Annotated in this window: 12 protein-coding genes; 10 read left to right on the top strand and 2 right to left on the bottom strand. The window is 71.8% G+C overall.

The window, feature by feature from the left end:
* The first annotated feature begins 289 nt into the window (after nucleotides 1-289).
* The 8 genes from ACFVYA_RS33695 (at nucleotide 290) to ACFVYA_RS33660 (ending at nucleotide 9,024) form a co-directional block, all read left to right on the top strand.
* Nucleotides 290-1,096, top strand: a complete 807-nt coding sequence (locus ACFVYA_RS33695; RefSeq protein ID WP_387050778.1) for a BTAD domain-containing putative transcriptional regulator — start codon at nucleotides 290-292, stop codon at nucleotides 1,094-1,096.
* 122 nt (nucleotides 1,097-1,218) lie between these two features.
* On the top strand, nucleotides 1,219-2,250 hold the full coding sequence (locus ACFVYA_RS33690; protein ID WP_387050777.1) for a 3-oxoacyl-ACP synthase III family protein: 1,032 nt from the start codon (nucleotides 1,219-1,221) through the stop codon (nucleotides 2,248-2,250).
* Entirely contained in the window at nucleotides 2,247-4,136 is a 1,890-nt protein-coding gene (locus tag ACFVYA_RS33685) for an HAD-IIIC family phosphatase (RefSeq protein ID WP_387050775.1), read from the top strand. The genes ACFVYA_RS33690 and ACFVYA_RS33685 overlap by 4 nt, the downstream gene beginning before the upstream one ends.
* Nucleotides 4,133-4,360, top strand: a complete 228-nt coding sequence (locus ACFVYA_RS33680) for a phosphopantetheine-binding protein (protein WP_285992218.1) — start codon at nucleotides 4,133-4,135, stop codon at nucleotides 4,358-4,360. Before ACFVYA_RS33685 ends, ACFVYA_RS33680 begins: the two co-directional genes overlap by 4 nt.
* Complete coding sequence (locus ACFVYA_RS33675; RefSeq protein ID WP_387050774.1) at nucleotides 4,357-5,121, top strand: 2-oxo acid dehydrogenase subunit E2; 765 nt, start codon at nucleotides 4,357-4,359, stop codon at nucleotides 5,119-5,121. The genes ACFVYA_RS33680 and ACFVYA_RS33675 overlap by 4 nt, the downstream gene beginning before the upstream one ends.
* A complete protein-coding gene (locus ACFVYA_RS33670; protein ID WP_387050772.1) occupies nucleotides 5,118-6,215 on the top strand; it encodes an alpha/beta hydrolase in 1,098 nt (365 codons plus the stop codon). Before ACFVYA_RS33675 ends, ACFVYA_RS33670 begins: the two co-directional genes overlap by 4 nt.
* A complete protein-coding gene (locus ACFVYA_RS33665; RefSeq protein WP_387050770.1) occupies nucleotides 6,212-7,663 on the top strand; it encodes an FAD-dependent monooxygenase in 1,452 nt (483 codons plus the stop codon). The genes ACFVYA_RS33670 and ACFVYA_RS33665 overlap by 4 nt, the downstream gene beginning before the upstream one ends.
* Entirely contained in the window at nucleotides 7,660-9,024 is a 1,365-nt protein-coding gene (locus tag ACFVYA_RS33660) for an MFS transporter (RefSeq protein ID WP_387050768.1), read from the top strand. The genes ACFVYA_RS33665 and ACFVYA_RS33660 overlap by 4 nt, the downstream gene beginning before the upstream one ends.
* A 2-nt stretch (nucleotides 9,025-9,026) precedes the next feature.
* Here ACFVYA_RS33660 and ACFVYA_RS33655 read toward each other — a convergent pair whose 3' ends face one another.
* A complete protein-coding gene (locus ACFVYA_RS33655; protein ID WP_387050766.1) occupies nucleotides 9,027-9,575 on the bottom strand; it encodes a TetR/AcrR family transcriptional regulator in 549 nt (182 codons plus the stop codon).
* A gap of 98 nt (nucleotides 9,576-9,673) precedes the next feature.
* Between ACFVYA_RS33655 and ACFVYA_RS33650 the strand changes: the two genes are divergently transcribed.
* Together ACFVYA_RS33650 and ACFVYA_RS33645 are read left to right on the top strand one after the other, a co-directional pair.
* Nucleotides 9,674-11,140, top strand: coding sequence for an MFS transporter (locus ACFVYA_RS33650; RefSeq protein WP_387050765.1), 1,467 nt, complete (start codon nucleotides 9,674-9,676; stop codon nucleotides 11,138-11,140).
* Between the two features lie 61 nt (nucleotides 11,141-11,201).
* A complete protein-coding gene (locus tag ACFVYA_RS33645; RefSeq protein WP_387050763.1) occupies nucleotides 11,202-12,407 on the top strand; it encodes a cytochrome P450 in 1,206 nt (401 codons plus the stop codon).
* A 65-nt stretch (nucleotides 12,408-12,472) separates the two neighbouring features.
* Here ACFVYA_RS33645 and ACFVYA_RS33640 read toward each other — a convergent pair whose 3' ends face one another.
* The gene (locus tag ACFVYA_RS33640; RefSeq protein WP_387050761.1) at nucleotides 12,473-21,661 is read right to left on the bottom strand and encodes an SDR family NAD(P)-dependent oxidoreductase; all 9,189 of its coding nucleotides are present in this window, start codon (nucleotides 21,659-21,661) and stop codon (nucleotides 12,473-12,475) included.
* Nucleotides 21,662-21,677 lie beyond the last annotated feature (16 nt).

Below are 21,677 nucleotides of genomic sequence, written 5' to 3'. Positions count from 1 at the left end.
TGTCGGGTATGTCCGATAGTGGTGGACAAGCTCCGAATGAGAGCTCCTTCTGCGGGGCGCGATGCCGCAGTGGCAACATTCGGGTGTTTGTTGCGCCGAATGGGCTACCAATCGGGAACTTTGTGGCGACAGTGCGCAGTCAATCCGGTTAGGATGTAACCGTCCGCTGGATCCGCCGGGTAGGCAGGCGCAACGATGCGTCGCCTGTCCTCAGGGCGTCTGGGGAGCGGGCGGCTTGATGCCACAGTGCGGTGGTGGTCTGGGGTTCTTTTCTAACCGTGGGGGTTATGTGAAGTTCGAAATCATGGGGTCTTTGCGGATAGGCGATGAACAAGGTTCCTACTCCGTATTGACCGCCAGAAAAATGGAAATACTCCTGGCCACGCTGCTGATCAAGGCTGAAGAAGTCGTCTCGATCGACCAGCTGATCGAAGAGATCTGGGGCAGCAATCCACCGCGCTGTGCGGGAGCGGCACTGCATGTGTACGTCTCTCAGCTTCGCAAGTTCTTGAAACGTCCCGGCCGTGATGACAGCCCGATCGTTACACGCGCGCCAGGCTACACGTTCCGGCTTGGTTCGGACGAGCTCGACCTGCACGAATTCCAGCGACTGCTGGGCCACGGCCGGGCACTCGCCAGGGCCGGGAAGTTCGAAGAAGCCGTCACCAGTCTCGAGGGCGCGCTGGCCCTCTGGCGTGGTCCGGTACTGGGGGACCTCCGGGACGGCCCGATGATCAACGGGTTCGCCTGCTGGCTGGGGGAGATCCGGCTCGAGTGCGTCGAACTGCTCGTGTCCTCCAACCTGATGCTCGACCGGCACGAGGAGCTGATCGGCTGGCTCTATTCGCTGATCGCGGAACACCCCCTGCACGAAAAGTTCTACCAGCAGCTCATGCTGGCGCTGTACCGCTCGAGCCGCCGGGCGGACGCATTGAAGGTGTACCAGACCGCGCGGGAACAGTTGATGACCGAGCTCGGGCTCGAGCCGTGCGGTCCATTGCGGGAACTGCAAAAGTGCATCCTCGCCGCCGATGACGCGGAGATCGATCACCACGCCGCCCGCCGCGGCTGGCGGGTCCCGGTCGTCCGCGATTGAGTCGCGTCCGATGTCTGCCGGGACCCGGCAGGTAGGCATCGGCGCTCCGCACAAGGCTCGCTTTAGCCGTGCTTTGGCCGGCCTGCCCAGGCTGGTCACAGCACAGGATGAGGTGAGCAGCCATGGTGGGGCAGGAAGTCCACATTCGATCCGTCGGCACCGCGCTTCCCGGTTCCCCGGTGGACAATGCGGCGCTGACCAAGGCGTTCCGGCTGACGCCGGTGTTCGAGCAGTGGATCGACGCGTTCGTCGGCACCAGAACCCGTTATCTGGCACTGGATCTCGTCACCGGCGAGCAGCGGTACTCGCTCGCCGACCTCGGTGAGACGGCCGCCCGGCACGCGCTCGAGACGGCCGGGGTGGCCGCCGGTGAGGTCGATCTGGTCGTCATGGGGACTTCGATGCCGGATGCCCTGCTGCCCACCACGGTCAACGTCATCGCCGAGCGCGCCGGCATCACCGGCGTGCCCGGTTACCAGCTGCAGTCCGGATGTTCCGGTGCGATGCAGGCACTCGACCTGGCCCACCAGTTCCTCCTGGCCGGCCGGCATCGGACCGCGCTCGTACTCGGTGGCGACGTGTGCGCCAAGCACATCGACCTTTCCCTCGACTACAGCGGCCTCCCGCCCGAGGAAATGGTCAACATGGTGCTCTTCGGCGATGGCGCGGGTGCCGCCGTGCTCACCCGGGAGCCCGGGCCCGGTTCCGTCCTGCTGCACCGGGCCTTCGTCGAGCTCAGCGGTCTCGGTCAGCCGCCGGGACAGCGTCTCGAGTGGTACGGCCTTGGTGACCGCGACAGCGGAACGCCCGCCGTGCGCGAGGACTTCAAGGCGATCGCGGACCTCGTACCGGAGCTCTCCGTGGACATTCTCGCGCGGCTGCTGAAGGAACAGGACTGGCAGCCGGCGGACCTCGACTTCCTGCTGCCGCCCCAGCTTTCCGTCCGGATGACGGAGAAGATCATGGCCCGGCTGGACGTGCCCGGTGTCCGGGAGGTCAGCTGCGTGGCCGAGACCGGCAACACCGGCAACGCCCTGCCGTTCTTCCAGCTGGAGCGCGCCCTGCCGGAGATGGCGCCCGGCGATCGCGCGGTTGCTGTCGCCGTCGAGTCCAGCCGCTGGATCAAAGCCGGTCTCGTGCTGGAGAAGGCATGACAGCGGGGCCGGCGATCGGCGGCGCGACACTCTGGGACCTGTACCGGGACGGCCTGCTCGAACGCGACTACCCGGCGGTGCGCGGACTGCTGACCGACCTGACCGACGCGGACTTCGCCCGGGCGGGCCAGCTGCTGTCCCGGCTCGACGCCGAGGAGATCCTGCGGGCCCATCCCGGCCAGCTGCAGCTGAAGGTGGGCATCACCGGGCATGGCACGCTCGCCGGGCTCGTCCCGCCGCTGACCGGTGAACTCGCCCGGCACGGCATCCTGGCGCGTCCGTTCGTCGGCGATTTCGACGGCTACCGGACCGACCTGTCGGAAAAGGACAGTGAGCTGCACCGGGCCGGGCCGGACCTGTGCGCGTTCGTGCTCGACCCGATGATGGTCCTCGACGAGCTGCCGGTGCCCTGGACCGCGGCGGACGCCGAGCGCGTGCTCACGGCCAAGGTCGCACTGGCCGGGCAGCTGGCCGCGCGGTTCGGCGAGCACAGCCGCGCCACCCTGGTGCTCAACACGATTCCGCTGCCCGCCGGTGTCGCCGCGCAACTGGTCGACCACCGCTCCCGGGCGCGCCTCGGCGCCGTATGGCGGGAGGCCAACGCGCGGTTGCTGCGGCTGGGTGAAAACCTGCCCGGCGTGCTGACCGTCGACCTCGATCCGCTGATCGCGGAAGGCATCGCCGTCGAGGACGCACGGATGAGCCGGTACGCCAAGGCATACCTCTCCGCCGAACTGCTGGCGCGGTACGCGCGGGAACTCGGCCACATCGGCGCCCAGCAGGCAGGCCAGGGCAAGAAATGCCTCGTGCTCGATCTCGACGAGACGTTGTGGGGCGGCGTGCTGGGCGAGACCGGGGCGTCCGGTGTGGAGATCGGCGAGGGCTACCGCGGTGAAGCGTTCGCCGCCTTCCAGAAGGTGGTCAAGCAGATCGGCGCCCAGGGTGTGCTGCTGGCCGTGGTCAGCAAGAACGACGCCGAACCGGTCCGGAAGGTGCTGCGCGAGCACCCGCGGATGGTCCTGCGTGAGGACGACTTCGTGCGGATAATCGCGAACTGGCAGCCCAAGCACGACAACCTGCGCGGGCTCGCCGAGGCGCTCAACCTCGGGGTGGACTCTTTCGTGTTCGTCGACGACAGTCCGTTCGAGTGCGGCCTGGTGCGCCACGAACTCCCCGGCGTGGCGGTGGTCCGCCTCGACGAGGAGCCCGCCCGTCATCCCGGGAAGCTGCTGCGGGATGGCTGGTTCGGCGTCCCCGAGCTGACCGGTGCGGACCTCACCCGGCCTGTCCAGTACCGCGAAGAGCTGGCACGCAAGGACTTCCTGCACGAGTTCTCCTCGCTCGAGGACTACCTCGCCGAACTCGGCATCGAAGTCCGGCTGACCCGGGCACGGGCGGACCAGGTGCCGCGGCTCTCGCAGATCACGTTGCGCACCAACCAGTTCAACCTGACCACCCGGCGGCTCCAGCCGCCGGAGCTGCGTGCGTTGCTCGACGATCCGGCGTCGCTGGTCCTGGCCATCGAAGCCCGCGACCGGTTCGGGGACAACGGCGTCGTCGGCGCGGTCTTCTACCGCCGCGAAGGCGACGAAGCCCACATCGACAACTTCCTGCTCAGCTGCCGGGTTTTCGGCAGGGGCATCGAGCAGTCCTGCCTGTCCGCCTTGGTCCGGTACGCGAAGGGCACCGGCGTGCGGGCCGTTTACGGCACCTATCGCGCCACCGCGAAGAACGGCAAGGTCAAGGACTTCTACCCGCGGTACGGCTTCGCGGCGGTCTCCGAGGACGACGCCGGTGCGGTGTTCCGCCACGACTTGGCGGAGATCGTCGCCGTGCCCGGGCACGTGAGTCTCTACGCGACGTTCGGAGGAGAAGACCGCTCATGAACAGCCTCGACGAGTTCGTCACCCTGGTCCGCGACGAGATCGGCCTGGCGCTGACCGCCGGCGACGTCACCGTGGAGTTCGACCGCCTGCCCGGCTGGGACTCGGTGCTGCTGCTGCGGCTGGTCACCCTGCTGGAGCGGGAAACCGGCCGCGGGATCTCGTTCCCGGACGTGCTCGAAGCGCCCAACCTCGCGCGCATCTACGACCTGGCGGTGGCCGCGTGACGCACACCACGCCGATCGCCCGGCAGCGGCGGCACACGCTCTACTTCCTCGACTACGCGAAGTCGTTCGCACCGGTCTTCCTCGACACCGAGGTGGACATGACCGCGGTCCGCGACCACCGCCACTCCGGCGTGCGCCATTCCTGGGTGAGCTACGTCCTTTATGCCGCGGGGCGGGTGCTGCGCGAGCATCCCGAGGCCAACGCCGCCGTCAGCGGCCGCCGGTGGCCGAAGCTCACCCGGCACGACAGCGTGCACGCGAAGCTGACCCTCGATCGGCGGCTGGACGAGCAGCGGGTCGTGCTGTCGGCGGTGCTGCCCGACGTGCACACCGCGTCGCTGGCCGACATCCAGCAACGGCTGGAGCACTATCGTGACGCCGATCCCGGACAGGGCCCGGAATTCGCCCGCGTCCGGGCCCTGCACCGGCTGCCGGCGCCGATCGGCGCGCTGGCCTTCCGGCTCGCGACGCGCTCGCCGCGTGGCCGGGCGAAGACGATGGGCACGGTCGCGGTCACCTCGCTCGGGCACCGGGCGGTCGACGGGTTCCACTCGGTGGGCGGGACGACGGTCACGCTCGGCGTCGGCCGGGTGCTGGACCGGCCGGTGGTGCGGGAGGGCAAGGTGACCGTCGCGCCGGTGATGCGGCTGAGCCTCGCCTTCGACCACCGCGTGATCGACGGCGCCGAGGCGGCGGACGTGCTCACCGAGCTCAAGGCCGCCTTGGAGGAGTTCAAGTCCGGTGAAGCGGTGGCCGGATGAACGACCTCGGCGAGCTCAAGCAGTTCGCGGTCGCGCACGCGCGGGCCCAGCGGCTCGGCGACCACGCGCGGCTGCTGTCCCGGATGCACACCGATGACGGTGACGCGGCGGGCTCGTGGGTGGCCGAGTGGTCGCGCGCCGGCGCCGAACTGGAGAAGGCGGGCCGTCTGCTCGACGCGGCAGGCCACTACAACATGGCGCGGTTCCCGTTCGTGGACGGCCCGGCGCGGCAGGCCGCGCTCGAACGGTGCGTGTCCTGCTTCGGTCGCTGGGCCGGGGAGCACGGCATCGAGCAGCTCGAGCTGGAGCTCGGCGGCGGCCGGGTGCGCTGCTGGACGTCGGGACTTTCCCCCACCGCCCGGCAGCCGTTGCTCCTGGTCTGCGGCGGCATCGTCAGCATCAAGGAGCAGTGGGCGCCCGCGCTGCCCATGCTGCGCCGGCTGGGCGTGGCAGGGGTGGCCGTCGAGATGCCCGGGGTCGGTGAGAACACCCTGGGCTACCACGAAGACAGCTGGCGAATGCTGCCGGACCTGCTGGACGCGCTCGCCGGGCAAGCGGACGTCGAGCAGGCGTACGCGCTGGCGCTGAGCTTCAGCGGCCACCTCGCACTGAGGGCGGCGGTGTCGGACCGGCGGATCCGCGGGGTGGTCACCGTCGGCGCGCCCGTGACGGAGTTCTTCTCCGACTCGTCGTGGCAGGCGCGGCTGCCCCGCCTCACCGTCGACACGCTGGCGCACTTGGCAGGCGCCAAGACGGCCGAGCTGTCGCGGGTACTGGCACCCATGGCGCTGACCCGCGCACAGCTGGCGTCGCTGGACATCCCGGTCGCCTACACGGCCAGCGAGCGTGACGAGATCATCCCGGCCGGTGAGGTCCGGCTGCTCCGGGAAACGGTGCGAAACCTGGACGTGGTGACGCACGACGACGTGCACGGCTCGCCTCGGCACGTCGCGGAAACCCGGCTTTGGGGCGCGCTTTCCGTGCTGCGGATGCGGGGGAGCGGTGGACCGCGGTACCTGCTGCTCGCCGCGGCGCTGCGGCTGATGCGGGCGCGAGCCCGGTTCGCGTCTTCGACGAGAAGGAGTCCTTCGTGAGCCGTGTGATCGTTGTCGGCGCCGGGCCGACCGGCCTGATGCTCGCCTGTGAGCTGCGGGTGGCCGGGGTGGAGACCGTGCTGCTGGAACGCCTGCCCGAGCCGACCGGCCAGTCGCGGGCGCTGGCCCTGCACGCGCGCTCGGCCGAGGTGCTCGACCAGCGCGGGCTGCTCGGCCCGTTCCTCGCCGACGGCGTCACCTGGCCGCGGGTGCACTACGCCGGGTTGCTGCTCGACATGGACGTGGTCGACGGCCGCCACCGGTATTCGCTGCACATCCACCAGTCGCGGGTCGAGCGGCTGCTGGAGGAGGCCGCGCTCAAGCTGGGTGCGGACATTCGCCGCGGCCACGCGGTGACCGGGCTGACGCAGGACGACGACGGCGTGACGGCCCTGGTCAGCGGACCGGACGGGGACTACCGCCTGCCCGGTGCGTTTCTCGCCGGCTGCGACGGCGGCGGCAGCGCGATCCGCAAGCTCGCCGGGATCGGCTTCCCCGGCACGGACTCGGCGCTGTGGGGGATCGTCGGTGACGTCGAGGAGTTCGACGACGAGATCAACCTCCGCGAGCCGATCGTGTCCGAGCGCGGCATGCTCGGTGTCTCACCCCTGGGCGACGGGTTGTTCCGCGTGATGTGCGTCGAGCACGGGGTCACGCCGGGGGAGCAGCCGGTCACCGTGGCCGAGCTGCGGGCCGCCGTCGAACGGGTCACCGGCCGGGCGCCGGCGTTCGGCGAGCCGCGCTGGCTGTCGCGGTTCGGCGACGCCACCCGGCAGGCCGAGCGCTACCGCGCGGGCCGGGTGTTCCTGGCGGGGGACGCGGCGCACATCCACTTCCCCCTCGGCGCCCAGGGCATGAACCTCGGCCTGCAGGACGCGGTCAACCTCGGCTGGAAGCTCGCCGCGGCCGTGGCGGGCTGGGCCCCGCCCGGCCTGCTCGACAGCTACCACGACGAGCGTCACCCGGTCGGGCACCAGGTGTGCGAGAGCGCCCGCGCACAGATCGCGCTGACGTTCCCGGCGGACCGGGTCTCCCCGTTGCGTGCGCTGATGGGCGACCTGCTCGGGTTCGCCGACGTCCGGCGGTTCCTGGCCGGGCTCGTGTCCGGGGTGGACATCCGCTACTCGCCGGGCACGACCGGTTCCCTCACCGGTGCCCGGATCCCGGATGTGCCGCTGTCCACCGCGGAGGGTGAGTCGAGCACGCTGCGGACGCTGCACCAGGCCCGTGGCGTGCTGCTGGACCTTTCGGGCGGTGCCGGGCCGGCGTCCGCGGCGCCGTGGGCCGGCCGGGTGGACGTCGTCACGGCCGCGCCGGCGGCGGAACTTCCGTACGCCGCGTTGCTGATCCGGCCGGACGGGCACGTGGCCTGGACCGACCGCGACGGCACCGAGCTCGTCCCGGCGCTGCGGCGCTGGTTCGGCGAACCGGCGGGAGTGGCGGTATGACGGAGGTGGCCGCGCGCGAGTCGACCGGGCTGCGGCGCTGGACGGTCGTCGGCGTGCTTTCGATGTGCGTCCTCGTCCCGTTCATGGACGTGACCATGGTCAGCATCGACCTGCCGAAGATCGCCGCCGCGCTGCACGCGAGCCCCGGGCAGCTGCAGTGGATCGTGATCTCCTACATCGTCGCCTGCGCGTCCGGCATGCTCCTGGTGCCCGCCCTCGGCGGCCGCTGGGGACAGCGCCGGACCCTCGTGACCGGGCTCGTCGTGTTCGGCGCGGCTTCGCTGGCCGCGGCGTACGCCACCGATGTGGGGTGGCTGCTGCTCTGGCGGGTGGTGATGGGCGCCGGCGCCTCGGTGGTGCTCCCCATGCGGGTTTCGATCACCACCGGGCTGTTCCCGCCCGAACAGCGGAGACGTGCCTTCGGCATCGGCACCGCCGTGGTCGCTTCGGCGACCCCGCTCGGGCCGATCCTCGGCGGCGCGCTGCTCGAGCACTCCTGGTGGGGTTCGGTGTTCCTGATCAACACCGGCCTGGTCGTGCTGGCCTGCCCGCTTCTCCTCGTCCTGGTGCCGGAGGCTCGCGCCGAACAGCCGCACCGGGCCGACGTCGCGGGCGTCGCGCTGGCCGGTGCCGCCGTGCTGGCCATCTCCGCCGGGCTGATCGACGCCGCCGGCGGTGGCCGGGCGTGGGCGGCGGCGTGGCTCGCGCTGGCGGCCGTGCTGGTGATCGCCTTCGGCGTGCGCCAGCGCCGGGCCGAGCACCCGCTCATCGAGCTCTCGGTACTGCGGGTGCCCCGGTTCGTGTGGTCGCAGCTGGTGATCGTGCTGGCGAACCTGGCGTGGACGGGCGCGATGTTCGTGGTGCCGATGTACCTGGAAACCAGGCTCGGCGTCGACCCGCTGGGAGTGGGGCTGCGGCTGCTGCCCTTCGCCGGGTTCGTCGCGGTCAGCTCGCTGCTGTCCGACCGGGTCGCTCGGCGCGTCGGTGTCCGCTGGGTGGTGATCGCCGGGTTGCTCGTTTTCGCCGCCGGACTCGCCCTGCTCGCCTTCGCGGTCTCGGCCGGCGATGACGCGCTGATCACCGTCGCGCTCGGCGTGGCCGGGTTCGGTGGCGGCATCCCGCAGGCACCCGCGCTGTCCGCGGCGATGGGCTCGCTGCCGCCGAAATCCGCTCGCAACGGCGCGGGGTTCATCAACGCCCTGCGCCACTTCGGCGGTGCGTTCGGCGTGCTGGCCGTCGGTTTGGTGACCGTACCGGCCGGTGCGCTCGCCGAACGGACCGGCCCGGCCGTGCTCGTGCTGGCAGTCCTGCTCGTCTTCGCCGCGGTCCTCGTCGTCGCCCTGCCGGAGCGGGCGGAATGAGCTCAGTGGCCGAGCGCGCGCAGTGCGGCGTCGAGGAGTTCGGCGCGGGCCCCCTCGGGAAGCTTGCCGCCGTTGGCCGCGAGCACCGCGAACGTACCCTGCTTGGCGACCGCGTACGCGGCGTGCGCACGGACGAGCTGCACGCCGGTGGCGCCGGGATCGGCGAGCCCGGCGATGATCATGTCGTTCTTCTCGCGCAGCTTGTGCATGTCCTTCAGCTCGGCGCTGATCGACGGATCGTTGCCCGGCAGGCTGAGCACGGACTCGGCGTCCGCGGTCATGTCGATCAGCTCGCCGAGCAGCTCCGCGGCGGTCAGCGGCTCGGTCACGGCCCGCTCGGCGAGCCTGGTGTACTCGGCCAGCGGTTTGGCCAGCAGCTCGGACAGGATCGCGTCCTTGGCCGCGAAGTGGTAGTAGACCGCGGCCTTCGTGGTGCCGAGGGCGCCGCTGATGTCCGCGATGGACGTCCCCGCGTAGCCCTTTTCCAGAAACAGCTGCTTCGCGATCGCAAGGATCCGATCCTTGGTCCCGCTCGCCGCGCGCTCACCCATGTCGCCTCCTGTTCGCTGCCCAGTGTACTTGACGATCGGTCGGTAAGTGGCGTAGAACCACTACTTACCGACCGATCGTCAAGTAGCGGGAGTGTCCCATGACCGAGAACACCGCGGCGCCGCCCGCGGCGGCCGCCGCCCCGGCTTTCGTCTGGACCAACCGGATCCGGATCGCGCTGGCGATCCTCTGTGTGGGCCACATCCTCGAGACGGTCGACATCACGATCGTCAACGTGGCCCTGCCCCGGATCAAGGTGGACCTGGGCTTCGCCGACGCGGACCTGTCCTGGGTGGTCAACGCCTACACCGTCGCCTTCGGCGGGTTCCTGCTGCTGGCCGGGCGGGCGGGCGACCTGCTGGGGCGCCGCCGGGTGTTCCTCGGCGGGCTGGCCGTGTTCACCCTCGCCTCCCTGGTGGCGGGGCTGTCGCAGAACGCCATCGAACTGGTGGTCATGCGGGCCGTCCAGGGGCTGGCGGCCGCGTTCATCGGGCCGATGACGCTGGCGATGCTGGCGGCGACCTTCCCGGAGGGCGCGCCCCGCAACAAGGCGATCGGGCTCTGGGGCATGCTCAGCGGGGTCAGCGCGTCGGCCGGCCTGCTGATCGGCGGCCTGTTCGTCAACGGGCCGGGCTGGCAGTGGATCTTCCTGCTCAACATCCCGCTGGGGCTGGCGCTGATCGTGGCCTCGTTCAAGTACCTCGACGTCGACAAGGCGACCCGGCGGTTCCACCGGTTCGACGGAGTCGGTGCGATCACCGCGACCGGCGGGCTGACCCTGCTCGCCTACGGCATCGTCGAGACCACGAAGGACGGTTGGGATTCCCCGCGCACCTTCGTCGCGCTGGGCGGCGCGGTGGTCCTGATCGGCTACTTCCTGATCCACGAGGCATTCGTGGCGAAGGAGCCACTGCTGTCGATCTCGCTGCTCCGCGTCCGGTCGGTGTTCAGCGCCAACGTGGTGCAGGCGCTGGTCAACAGCGGCATGTTCGTGATGTTCTACCTCGCGACGCTGTACCAGCAGGAGGTCCTGCACTTCACGCCGTTGCAGACCGGCCTCGCCTACGTGCCGCTGACGCTGCTGCTGGTGGTGTTCGCCCGGCTGGCACCGGTGCTGATCCCGAAGCTGGGCGTGCGCTACATCGTGTTCGGCGCCGCGCTGATCGCCGCCGGTGGCCTCGCGCTGTTCGCCCGGGTTTCGCCGGACGGCACGTTCCTCGGCGACATCCTGGCACCGTCGCTGCTGCTGAGCATCGGCGTCGCGTTGACGTTCATCCCGGCCACGATCGCCGCGGTGTCGGGCGTGCCCGCCGGGCAGACCGGCGTGGCCTCGGGTCTGGTCAACGTGTCCAGGACGATCGGCGGCGCGCTCGGGCTCGCCGTGGTGTCGACGCTGGCGACCGCGCGGACCACGGACCTGCTGTCCTCCGGCACACCCAAGGCGGAAGCGCTGACCAGCGGGTTCCGGCTCGGGTTCGCCATCAGCGCCGCGCTGCTCGTCGTCGCCGCGTTCACCGCGCTCGCCCTGTTCCCCAACGTCAAGAAAGGCGGGGCCAAGCGGCACTGAAGCGGTCGTCGAAGCGACGCCCGGCTCGGCGCGGCCCCGGAATCCAGAAAGGAACCCGGAGATGACCGATGCCGTGCTGAGCCGGCAGGCGTTCCCGATGCCCCGCTCGGGCTGCCCGTTCGACCCACCGCCGGAATACGCGCGGCTGCGGGAAGAGGATCCGGTCGCGGGCGCGGTGCTGGCGGACGGGATGCCGGTCTGGCTGGTGACCCGGCATGCCGACGCCAGGGCGGCGCTGACGGATCCGAAGATCAGCGGGGACCTGCGCAGTGCGGGCTGCCCCGTGCCGGGCGGCGGCCCCGCGATCCCCCCAGGCGTGCGGCCGCCGTTCGCCCGGACCGACCCGCCCGAGCACACCCTCTACCGGAAACTGCTGCTGCCGAGCTTCACGGTGAAGCACGTCAAGGCGATGCGCCCGCGGATCCGGGAGATCACCGGGGAACTCCTCGACGCGATGGCCGCCAGGCCCGGCTCGGCCGACCTGGTCGAGGCGCTGGCGCTGCCCCTGCCGTCACTGGTGATCTGCGACCTGCTCGGGATTCCCTACGCGGACCACGAGTTCTTCCAGTCCCGGGCCAAGGTCGTGCTCAGCCGCGCCAGTTCGCCCGCCCGGTTCCACGAGGCGTTGCGGGAACTGCGCGAATACATGATCGGGCTGCTGGCCGCCAAGCGGGCCGAACCGGCCGACGACATCCTGACCAAGCTCGTCCGGGCCCAGGCCGAGCACGACATCCCCGACGAGGACCTGGCCACCACCGCGCAAGCTTTGCTCAACGCCGGGCACGAGACCACGGCGAACATGATCTCGCTGGGCACGGTCCTGCTCCTCCGGCACCCGGAGGCGCTGGCGGAGCTGAAGGCGGATGCCGCGCTGTGGCCGGGTGCGGTGGAGGAACTGCTGCGCTACCTCAGCATCGGCGACCTGGTCTCACCCCGCGCGGCCAAGGAGGACGTCCGCATCGGCGATCGCGTCATCCGCGGCGGTGAAGGCATGTTCGTGCTCACCGGGTCCGCCAATCGCGACCCGGCGGCGTTCCCCGACCCGGACCGGTTCGACGTCCGCCGCTCCGCCCGGCACCACCTCGCCTTCGGGTACGGCGTCCACCAGTGCATCGGGCAGAACCTCGCCCGGGCCGAGCTGGAGATCGTCTTCGAGGCCCTTTTCGACCGGTTCCCGGCCTTGCGCGTGGACACCCCGGTGGCCGACCTGGCGTACAAGCGGGACGCGGCCCTGTTCGGCCTCCACGACCTGCGGGTTTCCTGGTGAGCTTCCCGCGGTGAACCGAAGGGGGACCTTCCTCCGGACGATCGGAGGAAGGTCCCCTTCAGCCGTCAGCGGGCGTCGGCCGGTGACGTGGTAGCCAGCCGGGTCCGGAGATAGCCGGCCAGTGCCGCCGGAGTCGGGTTGTCGAAGACGGCCACCGGAGGGATTTCGCACCCGGTGGCTTCCGCGAGGCCGTTGCACAGTTCCAGCGCCGTGAAAGACGAGAAGCCCAGCTCGAGGAAGTTGCTCGCGGTGTCGACGGCTTCGGGCGCGCTGCCGAGCACCGCGCCGGCGTAGGTGCGGACGAGGTCGAGGAGGATGCGTTCCTGCTCGGGCGCCTGCGCCTCGGCGAGGCGGTTGCGCAGGTCCGGGGCGGCGGGAACGGACGGTGTGCGCGGTGCCCCGTCGCCGTTCCGGCGGCGCCAGCCGGCCAGCGCGGGGAGCAGCGCGGTGAGCGTGGGAAGCTGGTTTTCGTCCAGGGACAGTGCGGTGGCGAGCGCTTCGGTGTCGGCGTTCTCGACGGCTTCCCAGAACCCCGTCTCCGCGAAGGACCGGCCGCCCTCGAGCCAGAACCGCTCGTGCTGGAAGGCGTAGGTGGGCAACGGGATTCGCCGGGGGTCGGCGCCGAAGGCCGGGTGCCAGTCGACCGCCGTGCCGCGGGTGTGGGCTTGGGCCAGCCCGAGGGTGAAGGTCTCCGGTTCCGGGCGGCCACGGCGCAGGGTGGGCGTGACGAGCGGGTCGCGGGTGTCCCCGGTGAGGCAGTCACCGGCGGCCGGAGCGAGAACGGCGTCCGGGCCGATCTCGAGGTAGACCGTGGTGCCCTCGGCGGCGAGCGTCCGGACGGCGTCGCGGAAGCGGACGGGTTCCCTGGCCTGCCGCACCCAGTAGCCGGGGTCGGCAAGCAACCCGGCGGGGGCGAGCTCGCCGGTGAGGGTCGAGACGAGCGGGATTTCCGGCGCCGAGAAGCGGACCTTCGCCGCGACTTCACCGAACTCGCCGAGCATCGCGTCCATGTGCGGTGAGTGGAACGCGTGGCTCACCCGCAGCCGCCGGATCCGGCGGCCCTGTGCCCGCCAGTGCGCCGCGACGTCCGACGTGGGTTCCGCGTCGCCCGCGATGACCAACGAGTCCGGTCCGTTGACCGCGGCCAGGCAGACCCGGTGGTTCCCGGCCAGGTGCGGCCGCAGTTCCGCTTCGGTCGCCTGCACCGCGATCATCGCGCCACCGAGGGGCATGGCCTGCATCAGCCTGCCCCGGGCAGCGACCAGCATGGCGGCGTCGGCGAGGTCGAACACCCCGGCCACGTGCGCCGCGGCCAGCTCCCCGATCGAATGCCCGGCGACCAGTGCCGGTCGGACACCGCGGGAGGCGAGCAGCCGCGCGAGCGCGGTCTCCAGCGCGAACAGCGCGGGCTGGGCGAATTCGGTGCGATCGAGCGCCGCCGCTTCGGGCGTGCCCTCGGCGGCGAACAGCACGTCAAGCAGCGGGCGGTCGAGGTGGCGGTCCAGCTCGGCGCAGATCTCGGCCAGCGCTTCGGCGAACGCGGGGAAGGTCCCGGCGAGTTCGCGTCCCATCCCGGGCCGCTGGCTCCCTTGGCCGGTGAAGAGGAACGCCGTTCGTGCCGGGCCGTTCGCCCGGCCGGTGACCACGTTGGCGGCGGGGATTCCCTGTGCCAGCGCGCGAAGGCCGTCCCGCGGGGTACCCCCGACGATCGCGGCCCGGTGGTCGAACGCCGTTCGCGTGGTGTGCAGGGAGAAGCCGACGTCCCGCGGGTCCGGCCGGCCACCGTCCACAGCGGACAGCAGGCGGGCGGCCTGCGCCCGCAGCGCGTCCCGGCTCCGGGCCGAGAGCAGCCAGGGAAGCACGGACGGCGGCTCGTCCCGCGGCGCCCGGGCGGGTTCGGCGGGTGGTTGTTCGAGGATGAGGTGGGCGTTGGTGCCGCTGATCCCGAACGACGAGACCGCGGCGCGGCGAGGCCGGCCGGCTTCGGGCCACGGCCGGGCCGAGTCGAGCAGGGACACCGCGCCCGCTGCCCAGTCGACGTGGGGTGAGGGTTCCTCGGCGTGGAGGGTCCGGGGCAGGATGCCGTGGTGGAGCGCGAGGATCATTTTGAGGATGCCGGCGATTCCGGCGGCGGCTTGGGTGTGGCCGATGTTGGATTTGATCGATCCGAGCCAGAGGGGTTCGGTTCGGTCCTGGCCGTAGGTGGCGAGGAGCGCTTGGGCTTCGATGGGGTCGCCGAGGGTTGTTCCGGTGCCGTGGGCTTCGACGGTGTCGATGTCTGATGTGGTTAGTCCGGCGTCGGCGAGTGCTTGTCGGATGACGCGTTCTTGGGAGGGGCCGTTGGGTGCGGTGAGTCCGTTGGATGCGCCGTCGGAGTTGATGGCGGAGCCGCGGATGACGGCGAGGACGGGGTGGCCGTTGCGCTGCGCGTCGGACAGCCGTTCGAGGACGAGGACGCCGGCACCTTCGGAGAAGCCCGCGCCGTCCGCCGTCGCCGAGAACGACTTGCACCGGCCGTCGGGGGCCAGCCCGCGTTGACGGCTGAACTCCAGGAACACCGCCGGCGTGGCCATCACGCTCACCCCGCCTGCCAGCGCGAGCGAGCATTCACCGGCGCGCAGGGACCGGGCCGCCAGGTGGGCGGCGACCAGTGACGACGAGCACGCGGTGTCGACGGTGATCGCCGGGCCCTCCAGGCCGAACGTGTAGGCCAGCCGCCCCGAGGCGACGCTGGTGGTGTTCCCGGTCAGGTGGAAGCCTTCGGTGTCCCGGTAGGACCGCGAGCTGTAGTCGTTGTGCACCACGCCCGCGAACACGCCGGTCGGGGTGCCGCGCAGGGAAACCGGGTCGATGCCCGCGTGCTCGATGGCCTCCCAGCCGGTCTCCAGCAGCAGCCGCTGCTGCGGGTCGGTGGTGAGCGCTTCGCGCGGGCTCATGGCGAAGAACGCGGCGTCGAAATCGCCCGCGTCGCCGAGGAACCCGCCTTGGCGGGCACAGCAGGTGCCGGGGTGGTCGGGGTCGGGGTGGTAGAGCCCGCCGAGATCCCAGCCGCGATCGGCCGGGAAGTCGCCGACGGCGTCTACGCCGTCGTGCACGAGCCGCCAGAGCTCCTCCGGCGTGCCGGCACCGGGGTAGCGGCAGGCCATGCCGATGATCGCGATCGGTTCCGCGGTCGTGGCGCTCGGTGCGGTGACCCGCGAGGTCTCGCCGGTGCCCGCCAGCCGGGTGTGCAGGTGCTCGACGAGCGCGGCCGGTGTCGGGTGGTCGAACACCAGCGTCGCCGGGAGCTTCAGTTCCGTGGCGGCGGTGAGGCGGTTGCGGAGCTCGACGGCGGTGAGCGAGTCGAAGCCGAGCTGCTTGAACGCGTGGTCCGCGTCGAGTGCGCCCGGATCGCCGTGGCCGAGCACGGCCGCGGTGTGGCCGAGGACGAGGGTGCGCAGCTGCCTGAGCCGCTCGTCGGGGGAGAGCCCGGCAAGCCGCCCGGAGAGGCCACGGGGGACAACGGCGGCGGCGGGCTTGGCCACGTGGACCAGCGAGCGCAGGATCGGCGGCACCGAACCGGCTTCCCGTAGTGCCTTGGTGTCCAGCGGGCAGGGCACCAGCGCCGCCTGGGGAGCGTTCAGCGCGGCGTCGAACAGGGCCAGCCCGTCGGCCGCGGAGATCGGCCGGAGCCCGGCGCGGGCGAGCCGGGTGGCGTCCGCTCCCGCGGTCATGCCGCTGGCCGGCTCCCAGAATCCCCAGGCCAGCGAGTGTGCGGGCAGCCCGTCGGCCTGCCGTCGCTGCGCCAGCCCGTCCAGGTAGGTGTTGGCGGCCGCGTAGTTGGCCTGGCCCGGCGTGCCGAAGACACCCGCGGCGGAGGAGAACAGCACGAAAGCGGACAGGTCGTGCCGCCGGCTGAGTTCGTCGAGATTGCGTGCGGCGACGGCTTTCGGTGCCAGCACGGCGTCGAGCCGGGCCGGGGTGAGGGCTTCGAGCGTGGCGTCGTCGAGGACACCCGCCGCATGGATCACCGCGGTCAGGTCGGTGTGTTCGAGCAGCCGGGCGAGGGCGTCGCGGTCGGCGGCGTCGCAGGCGGCGATGGTGACGTCCGCGCCCAGCGCGACCAGTTCGTCGCGCAGTTCCGCGGCACCTTCGGCGTCGAGGCCACGGCGGCTGGTCAGCAGCAGGCGCCGGACGCCGTGCCCGGTGACGAGATGGGCCGCCAGCAGCGCGCCGAGGGTACCGGTCCCGCCGGTGATCAGCACCGTCCGCGCCGGATCGAGCGGGGCGGGGACGGTGAGCACGACCTTGCCGGTGTGCCGGGCCTGCTGCAGGAACCGGAACGCCTGCGGCGCCTGGCGCACGTCCCACGCGGTGACCGGCAGCGGCTCGAGCACGCCCTCGGCGAACAGCGCGCTCAGCTCGGTGAGCAGCTCCTGGATCCGGTCCGGCCCGGCCTCCCACAGATCGAACGCCCGGTAACGCACCGCGGGATGGTCCTCGGCGTTCCGGATGTCGGTCTTTCCCATCTCGAGGAAGTGACCGTCCGGTTTGAGCAGGCGCAGCGACGCGTCGACGGCGGGACCGGCCAGCGAGTTCAGGACTACGTCGATGCCCTGGGGCACCTCCTGCTCGAAGCCGAGCGTGCGGGAGCTCGCTACGGTCTCGTGCCCGCGCAGGAGGTCCCATTTGGCGGGGTGCGCGGTCGCGTGGGTGCGCGCGCCCAGATGGTGGGCGATCCGGGTGGCGGCCATGCCGACACCGCCGGCCGCCGCGTGGATCAGGACGTGCTGCCCGGGTTCGACGGAGGCGAGGTCCTTCAGCGCGTAGTACGCGGTGAGGTACGCGATCGGCGTGGCGGCGGCTTCGGCGAAGGTCCAGCCGTCCGGGATCGGGGCGAGCAGCCGGTGGTCGGTCACCCCGGCCGGCCCCATCGCGCCGGGGACCAGGCCCATCACCCGGTCGCCGGGCGAAACCGTCGTGACATCGCCGGCGACCTCCAGCACCACGCCGGCGGCCTCGCTCCCGATGCGCACCGAATCGTCGGGGTACATCCCGAGCGCGATGAGCACGTCGCGGAAGTTCAGCCCCGCCGCGCGGACACCCAGCCGGACTTGCCCGGGACCGAGCGGCTCCGCGTCGACGGCGGCCAGCGCGAGGTTGTCGAGGGTGCCCTTCCCGGTCGTGTCGAGCCGCCATTCCGGACCGTCCGGAACGGGCAGCTCGGCAGGTGACGTGCGGGCCAGGCGTGGCACCAGGACCCGTCCCTGCCGCAGAGCGAGCTGCGGCTCGCCGGTGGCGAGCGCGGCGGGCAGCGCCGTCGCGGGGGAATCGCCGATGTCGGCGAGGACGAGACGGCCGGGGTGTTCGGTCTGCGCGGACCGCAGCAACCCCCAGACCGCGGTGGCGGCGAGGTCGGTGACCCGGTCGCCGGGGCCGGTGGTGACCGCGCCGCGGGTCGTGACGACCAGCCGGGCGCCGCCGAACCGGTCGTCGGCGATCCAGTCCTGGGCCAGAGCCAGGGCGTGGTGGACCGCGCCGGCCCCGGAGACGGGGACCAGCACGGCTTCGGGCAGCCGGGTGCCGCTCTCGACCGCGGCGCCGAGTGCGGCGAGGTCCGCGTGGTCCTCGCCGAGGGTCACGCACGCGATGGCGCTTTCGGCCGCGGGCGCCGGGACCCAATCCACGGTGAACAGCGCACGGCCGCCGCCCCGCAGCAGGTCGCGTGTCACCGGGCGGGTGCTCAAGCGGCCGATCGTCGCGATGGGTGTCCCCGCCTGGTCGTGCAGCTCGGCCCGCAGGGTGTCCGGGCCGGTGACGGTCAACGTCGCCCGCAGCGCCGAGGTGGTACCCAGTGCGTGCACGGTGACCTGGCCGAAGGTGAAGGGCAGCCGCGGTTCGGCCGACCTTCCGGCGAGAACGTGCAGGGCCGCGTCGAGCAGCGCCGGGTGCACGGTGTGGCCGCGCGTCTCGCGGGGGAGCTCGACGTCGGCGTAGTAGCGGTCGCCGTCGCGCCAGGCCGCTCGCAAGCCGCGGAACGCCGGGCCGTAGTCGAGCCCGAGCGCGGAAAGCTCGTCGTAGAGGGAATCCAGGGGCAGCTGACGCACTCCGGGCGGTGGCCACGCCTGAGCGGGCGCGGGTGCGGCAGCGGGTTCGCGGCTCACCGTCGCGGTGGCGTGCCGGGTCCACGGTTCGTCCTCGTTCTGCCGCGAATGGACGGTCACGGTGCGCGTGCCGCCTGCCTCGGCGGTGATGGCGACCTGGAGCTGGACGGCCGCGCCTGCCAGGGCGAGCGGGGCTTCGAGGAGGAGCTCGTCGATCGTGGCGCAGCCGGCCCGGTGGGCCGCGTGCAGGGCGAGGTCGAGGAACGCGGTCCCCGGCAGCAGGACGGACCCGAGGACGCGGTGGTCGGCGATCCACGGCAGGCTGTGGCGGGAGATCCGGCCGGTGAACAGCAGTGAGTCGTCCTCGGCCACGGTGATCATCGCGCCCAGCACCGGGTGCTCGCCGTCGTCCTGCCCGAGGGCCGTGACGTCGCCGGACGCCGCCGCCGATTCGAGCCAGAACCGCTGGTGCCGGAAGGCGTACGTGGGCAGCTCGACCCGGCGTGCGGCGGGACCGCACACCTGCGACCAGTCGGCGACGGCGCCGAAGGTCCCGGCGTGCGCGACCGAGGTGAGGAACCGGCGCCAGCCGCCGTCGTCGCGGCGCAGCGAACCGACCGCGCCGCCCGGAACACCGGCGGCGGCGAGGGTTTCCTGGACGCCCATGGTGAGCACCGGGTGCGGGCTGGCTTCGATGAACAGGTGGTGCCCGTCCGCCGCGAGCGCGCGGACGGCGTCTTCGAACCGCACGGTGTGGCGCAGGTTCCGGTACCAGTACCCGGCGTCGAGGGTGGTGGTGTCGGTGAGCAGCCCGCCGTGCAGTGTCGAGTAGAACGCGATTTCCGCGGACCGTGGCTCGATCCCGGCCAGCGTGCCGAGCAGCTGGTCCCGGATGGCTTCGACCTGCGGTGAGTGGGACGCGTAGTCGACCGCGATCCGGCGGGCGCGGACGCCGTCGGCCTCGCAGGCGCTCAGCAGTTCGCGCAGGGCCACGGGTTCGCCGGTGACCACGGTCGCCTCCGGCCCGTTCACCGCGGCGACGCTGATCTTCCGGCCCCAGCGCGCGATCCGGGAGCGCACGCCGGTTTCGGGCAGCGACACGGACACCATCCCGCCGCCCCCGGAGAGCGCACGCAGCGCCCGGGACCGCAGGGCGACGATCTTGGCCCCGTCGGCGAGCGACAGCGCACCCGCGACACAGGCCGCGGCGATCTCGCCCTGGGAATGCCCGACCACCGCGGCCGGTTCGACGCCGAGTGACCGCCAGAGCGCGGCGAGGGAGACCATGACCGCCCACAGGGCCGGCTGGACCACGTCGACCTCGTCCATGCCGGGTGCGCCCGGCGCGGCACGGAGGACGTCCGCCAGCGACCATTCGGTGTGGACGGACAGCGCCGCACCGCACTCGTGGATCCGGTCCCGGAACACCTCGGAGGAGTCCATCAGCTCCAGTGCCATGCCCGCCCACTGCGAGCCCTGCCCGGGGAAGACGAACACGGCCTTCGCGGGGCCGGAAGCCGTGCCCTGGACCACCGACGGTGACGGCTCGCCCTGTGCCAGTGCGCGCAACCCGTCGAGGAACTCCACGCGCTTCTCGGCGACGACGGCGGCGCGGTGCTCGAACGGGGTGCGCGTGGTGGCCAGCGAGTGGCCGATGTCGGCCGGGCTGAATTCGGGATGGGCTTCGACGTGGGCCAGCAGCCGGGCGGCCTGGTCGCCGACGGCGTCCGCGGTGCGGGCGGTGATCAGCCAGGGCAGCTGCCCGACCTCGAGCAGATCCGGGTCCGCGGCCGCGGGTTCGGCGGGTGGTTGTTCGAGGATGAGGTGGGCGTTGGTGCCGCTGATCCCGAACGACGAGACCCCGGCGCGGCGCGGGTGCCCGGTTTCCGGCCACGGCCGTCGATCGGCGAGCACGGACACCGCACCCGCAGCCCAGTCGACGTGGGGTGAGGGTTCGCCTGCGTGGAGGGTCCGGGGCAGGACGCCGTGCCGGATGGCCTCGATCATCTTGAGGATGCCGGCGATTCCGGCGGCGGCCTGGGTGTGGCCGATGTTGGATTTGATCGATCCGAGCCAGAGCGGTTCGGACCGGTCCTGACCGTAGGTGGCTAGGAGCGCATGCGCTTCGATCGGATCGCCGAGGGTCGTGCCGGTGCCGTGGGCTTCGACGGCGTCGATGTCCGATGTGGATAGTCCGGCGTCGGCGAGTGCTTGTCGGATGACGCGTTCTTGGGAGGGGCCGTTGGGTGCGGTGAGTCCGTTGGATGCGCCGTCGGAGTTGACGGCGGAGCCGCGGATGACGGCGAGGACGGGGTGACCGTTGCGTTGCGCGTCGGACAGCCGTTCGAGCAGGATCATCCCGGCGCCTTCGCCCCAGCCGGTGCCGTCGGCGCCGGCGGAGAAGGACTTGCACCGGCCGTCCGGGGCCAGCCCGCGCTGGCGGCTGAACTCCACGAACACCTGCGGGACGGCGATCACGGTGACGCCGCCGGCGAGCGCGAGGTCGCATTCGCCGGTGCGCAGGGACTGGACGGCGAGGTGGGTGGCGACCAGCGACGACGAGCACGCGGTGTCGACGGTGACGGCCGGGCCCTCCAGGCCGAGGTGGTAGGCGAGCCTGCCGGAGGCGACACTGGTCGTGTTCCCGGTCAGGTAGTAGCCCTCGCTCGCCGAATAGGCGCGGGCGCTGTACTCGTTGTAGATCACTCCGGCGAACACGCCGGTCTTGCTGCCGCGGAGCGAGAGCGGGTCGAGGCCGGCCCGCTCGACCGCTTCCCAGCCGGTCTCCAGCAGCAGCCGCTGCTGCGGGTCGATCGCCAGCGCTTCGCGGGGGTTGATGCCGAAGAAGGCGGCGTCGAAGCCGCCCGGGTCGCGCAGGAAGCCGCCCTCGACGACGTAGGTCTTGCCCGCCCGGTCGGGGTCCGGGTCGTACAGCGACGCGACGTCCCAGCCGCGGTCGGTGGGAAAGCCCTCGATGGCGTCGACGCCATCGTCGACCAGCCGCCAGAGCCCGGCGGGGGAGTCGACGCCGCCGGGGAAGCGGCACGCCGTCCCGACCACCGCGATCGGCTCGTGGCGGCCCGATTCGACCTCGGCCAGCCGCTGGCGAGTCTTGGCCAGGTCGGCGGTGACCCACTTGAGGTAGTCAACGAGCTTCTCGTCGTTCGTCATCTGCGTTCTGCTTTCC

Source organism: Amycolatopsis sp. NPDC058278, from assembly GCF_042881395.1.
Taxonomy (GTDB): domain Bacteria; phylum Actinomycetota; class Actinomycetes; order Mycobacteriales; family Pseudonocardiaceae; genus Amycolatopsis.
This window is presented reverse-complemented; position numbering and strand designations above follow the sequence as displayed.

Coding starts and splice junctions, on each gene's coding strand:
- ACFVYA_RS33690 (WP_387050777.1), top strand. CDS start 1,219: ATGGTGGGGCAGGAAGTCCACATTCGATCCGTCGGCACCGCGCTTCCC.
- ACFVYA_RS33685 (WP_387050775.1), top strand. CDS start 2,247: ATGACAGCGGGGCCGGCGATCGGCGGCGCGACACTCTGGGACCTGTAC.
- ACFVYA_RS33680 (WP_285992218.1), top strand. CDS start 4,133: ATGAACAGCCTCGACGAGTTCGTCACCCTGGTCCGCGACGAGATCGGC.
- ACFVYA_RS33670 (WP_387050772.1), top strand. CDS start 5,118: ATGAACGACCTCGGCGAGCTCAAGCAGTTCGCGGTCGCGCACGCGCGG.
- ACFVYA_RS33660 (WP_387050768.1), top strand. CDS start 7,660: ATGACGGAGGTGGCCGCGCGCGAGTCGACCGGGCTGCGGCGCTGGACG.
- ACFVYA_RS33655 (WP_387050766.1), bottom strand. CDS start 9,575: ATGGGTGAGCGCGCGGCGAGCGGGACCAAGGATCGGATCCTTGCGATC.
- ACFVYA_RS33650 (WP_387050765.1), top strand. CDS start 9,674: ATGACCGAGAACACCGCGGCGCCGCCCGCGGCGGCCGCCGCCCCGGCT.
- ACFVYA_RS33645 (WP_387050763.1), top strand. CDS start 11,202: ATGACCGATGCCGTGCTGAGCCGGCAGGCGTTCCCGATGCCCCGCTCG.
- ACFVYA_RS33640 (WP_387050761.1), bottom strand. CDS start 21,661: ATGACGAACGACGAGAAGCTCGTTGACTACCTCAAGTGGGTCACCGCC.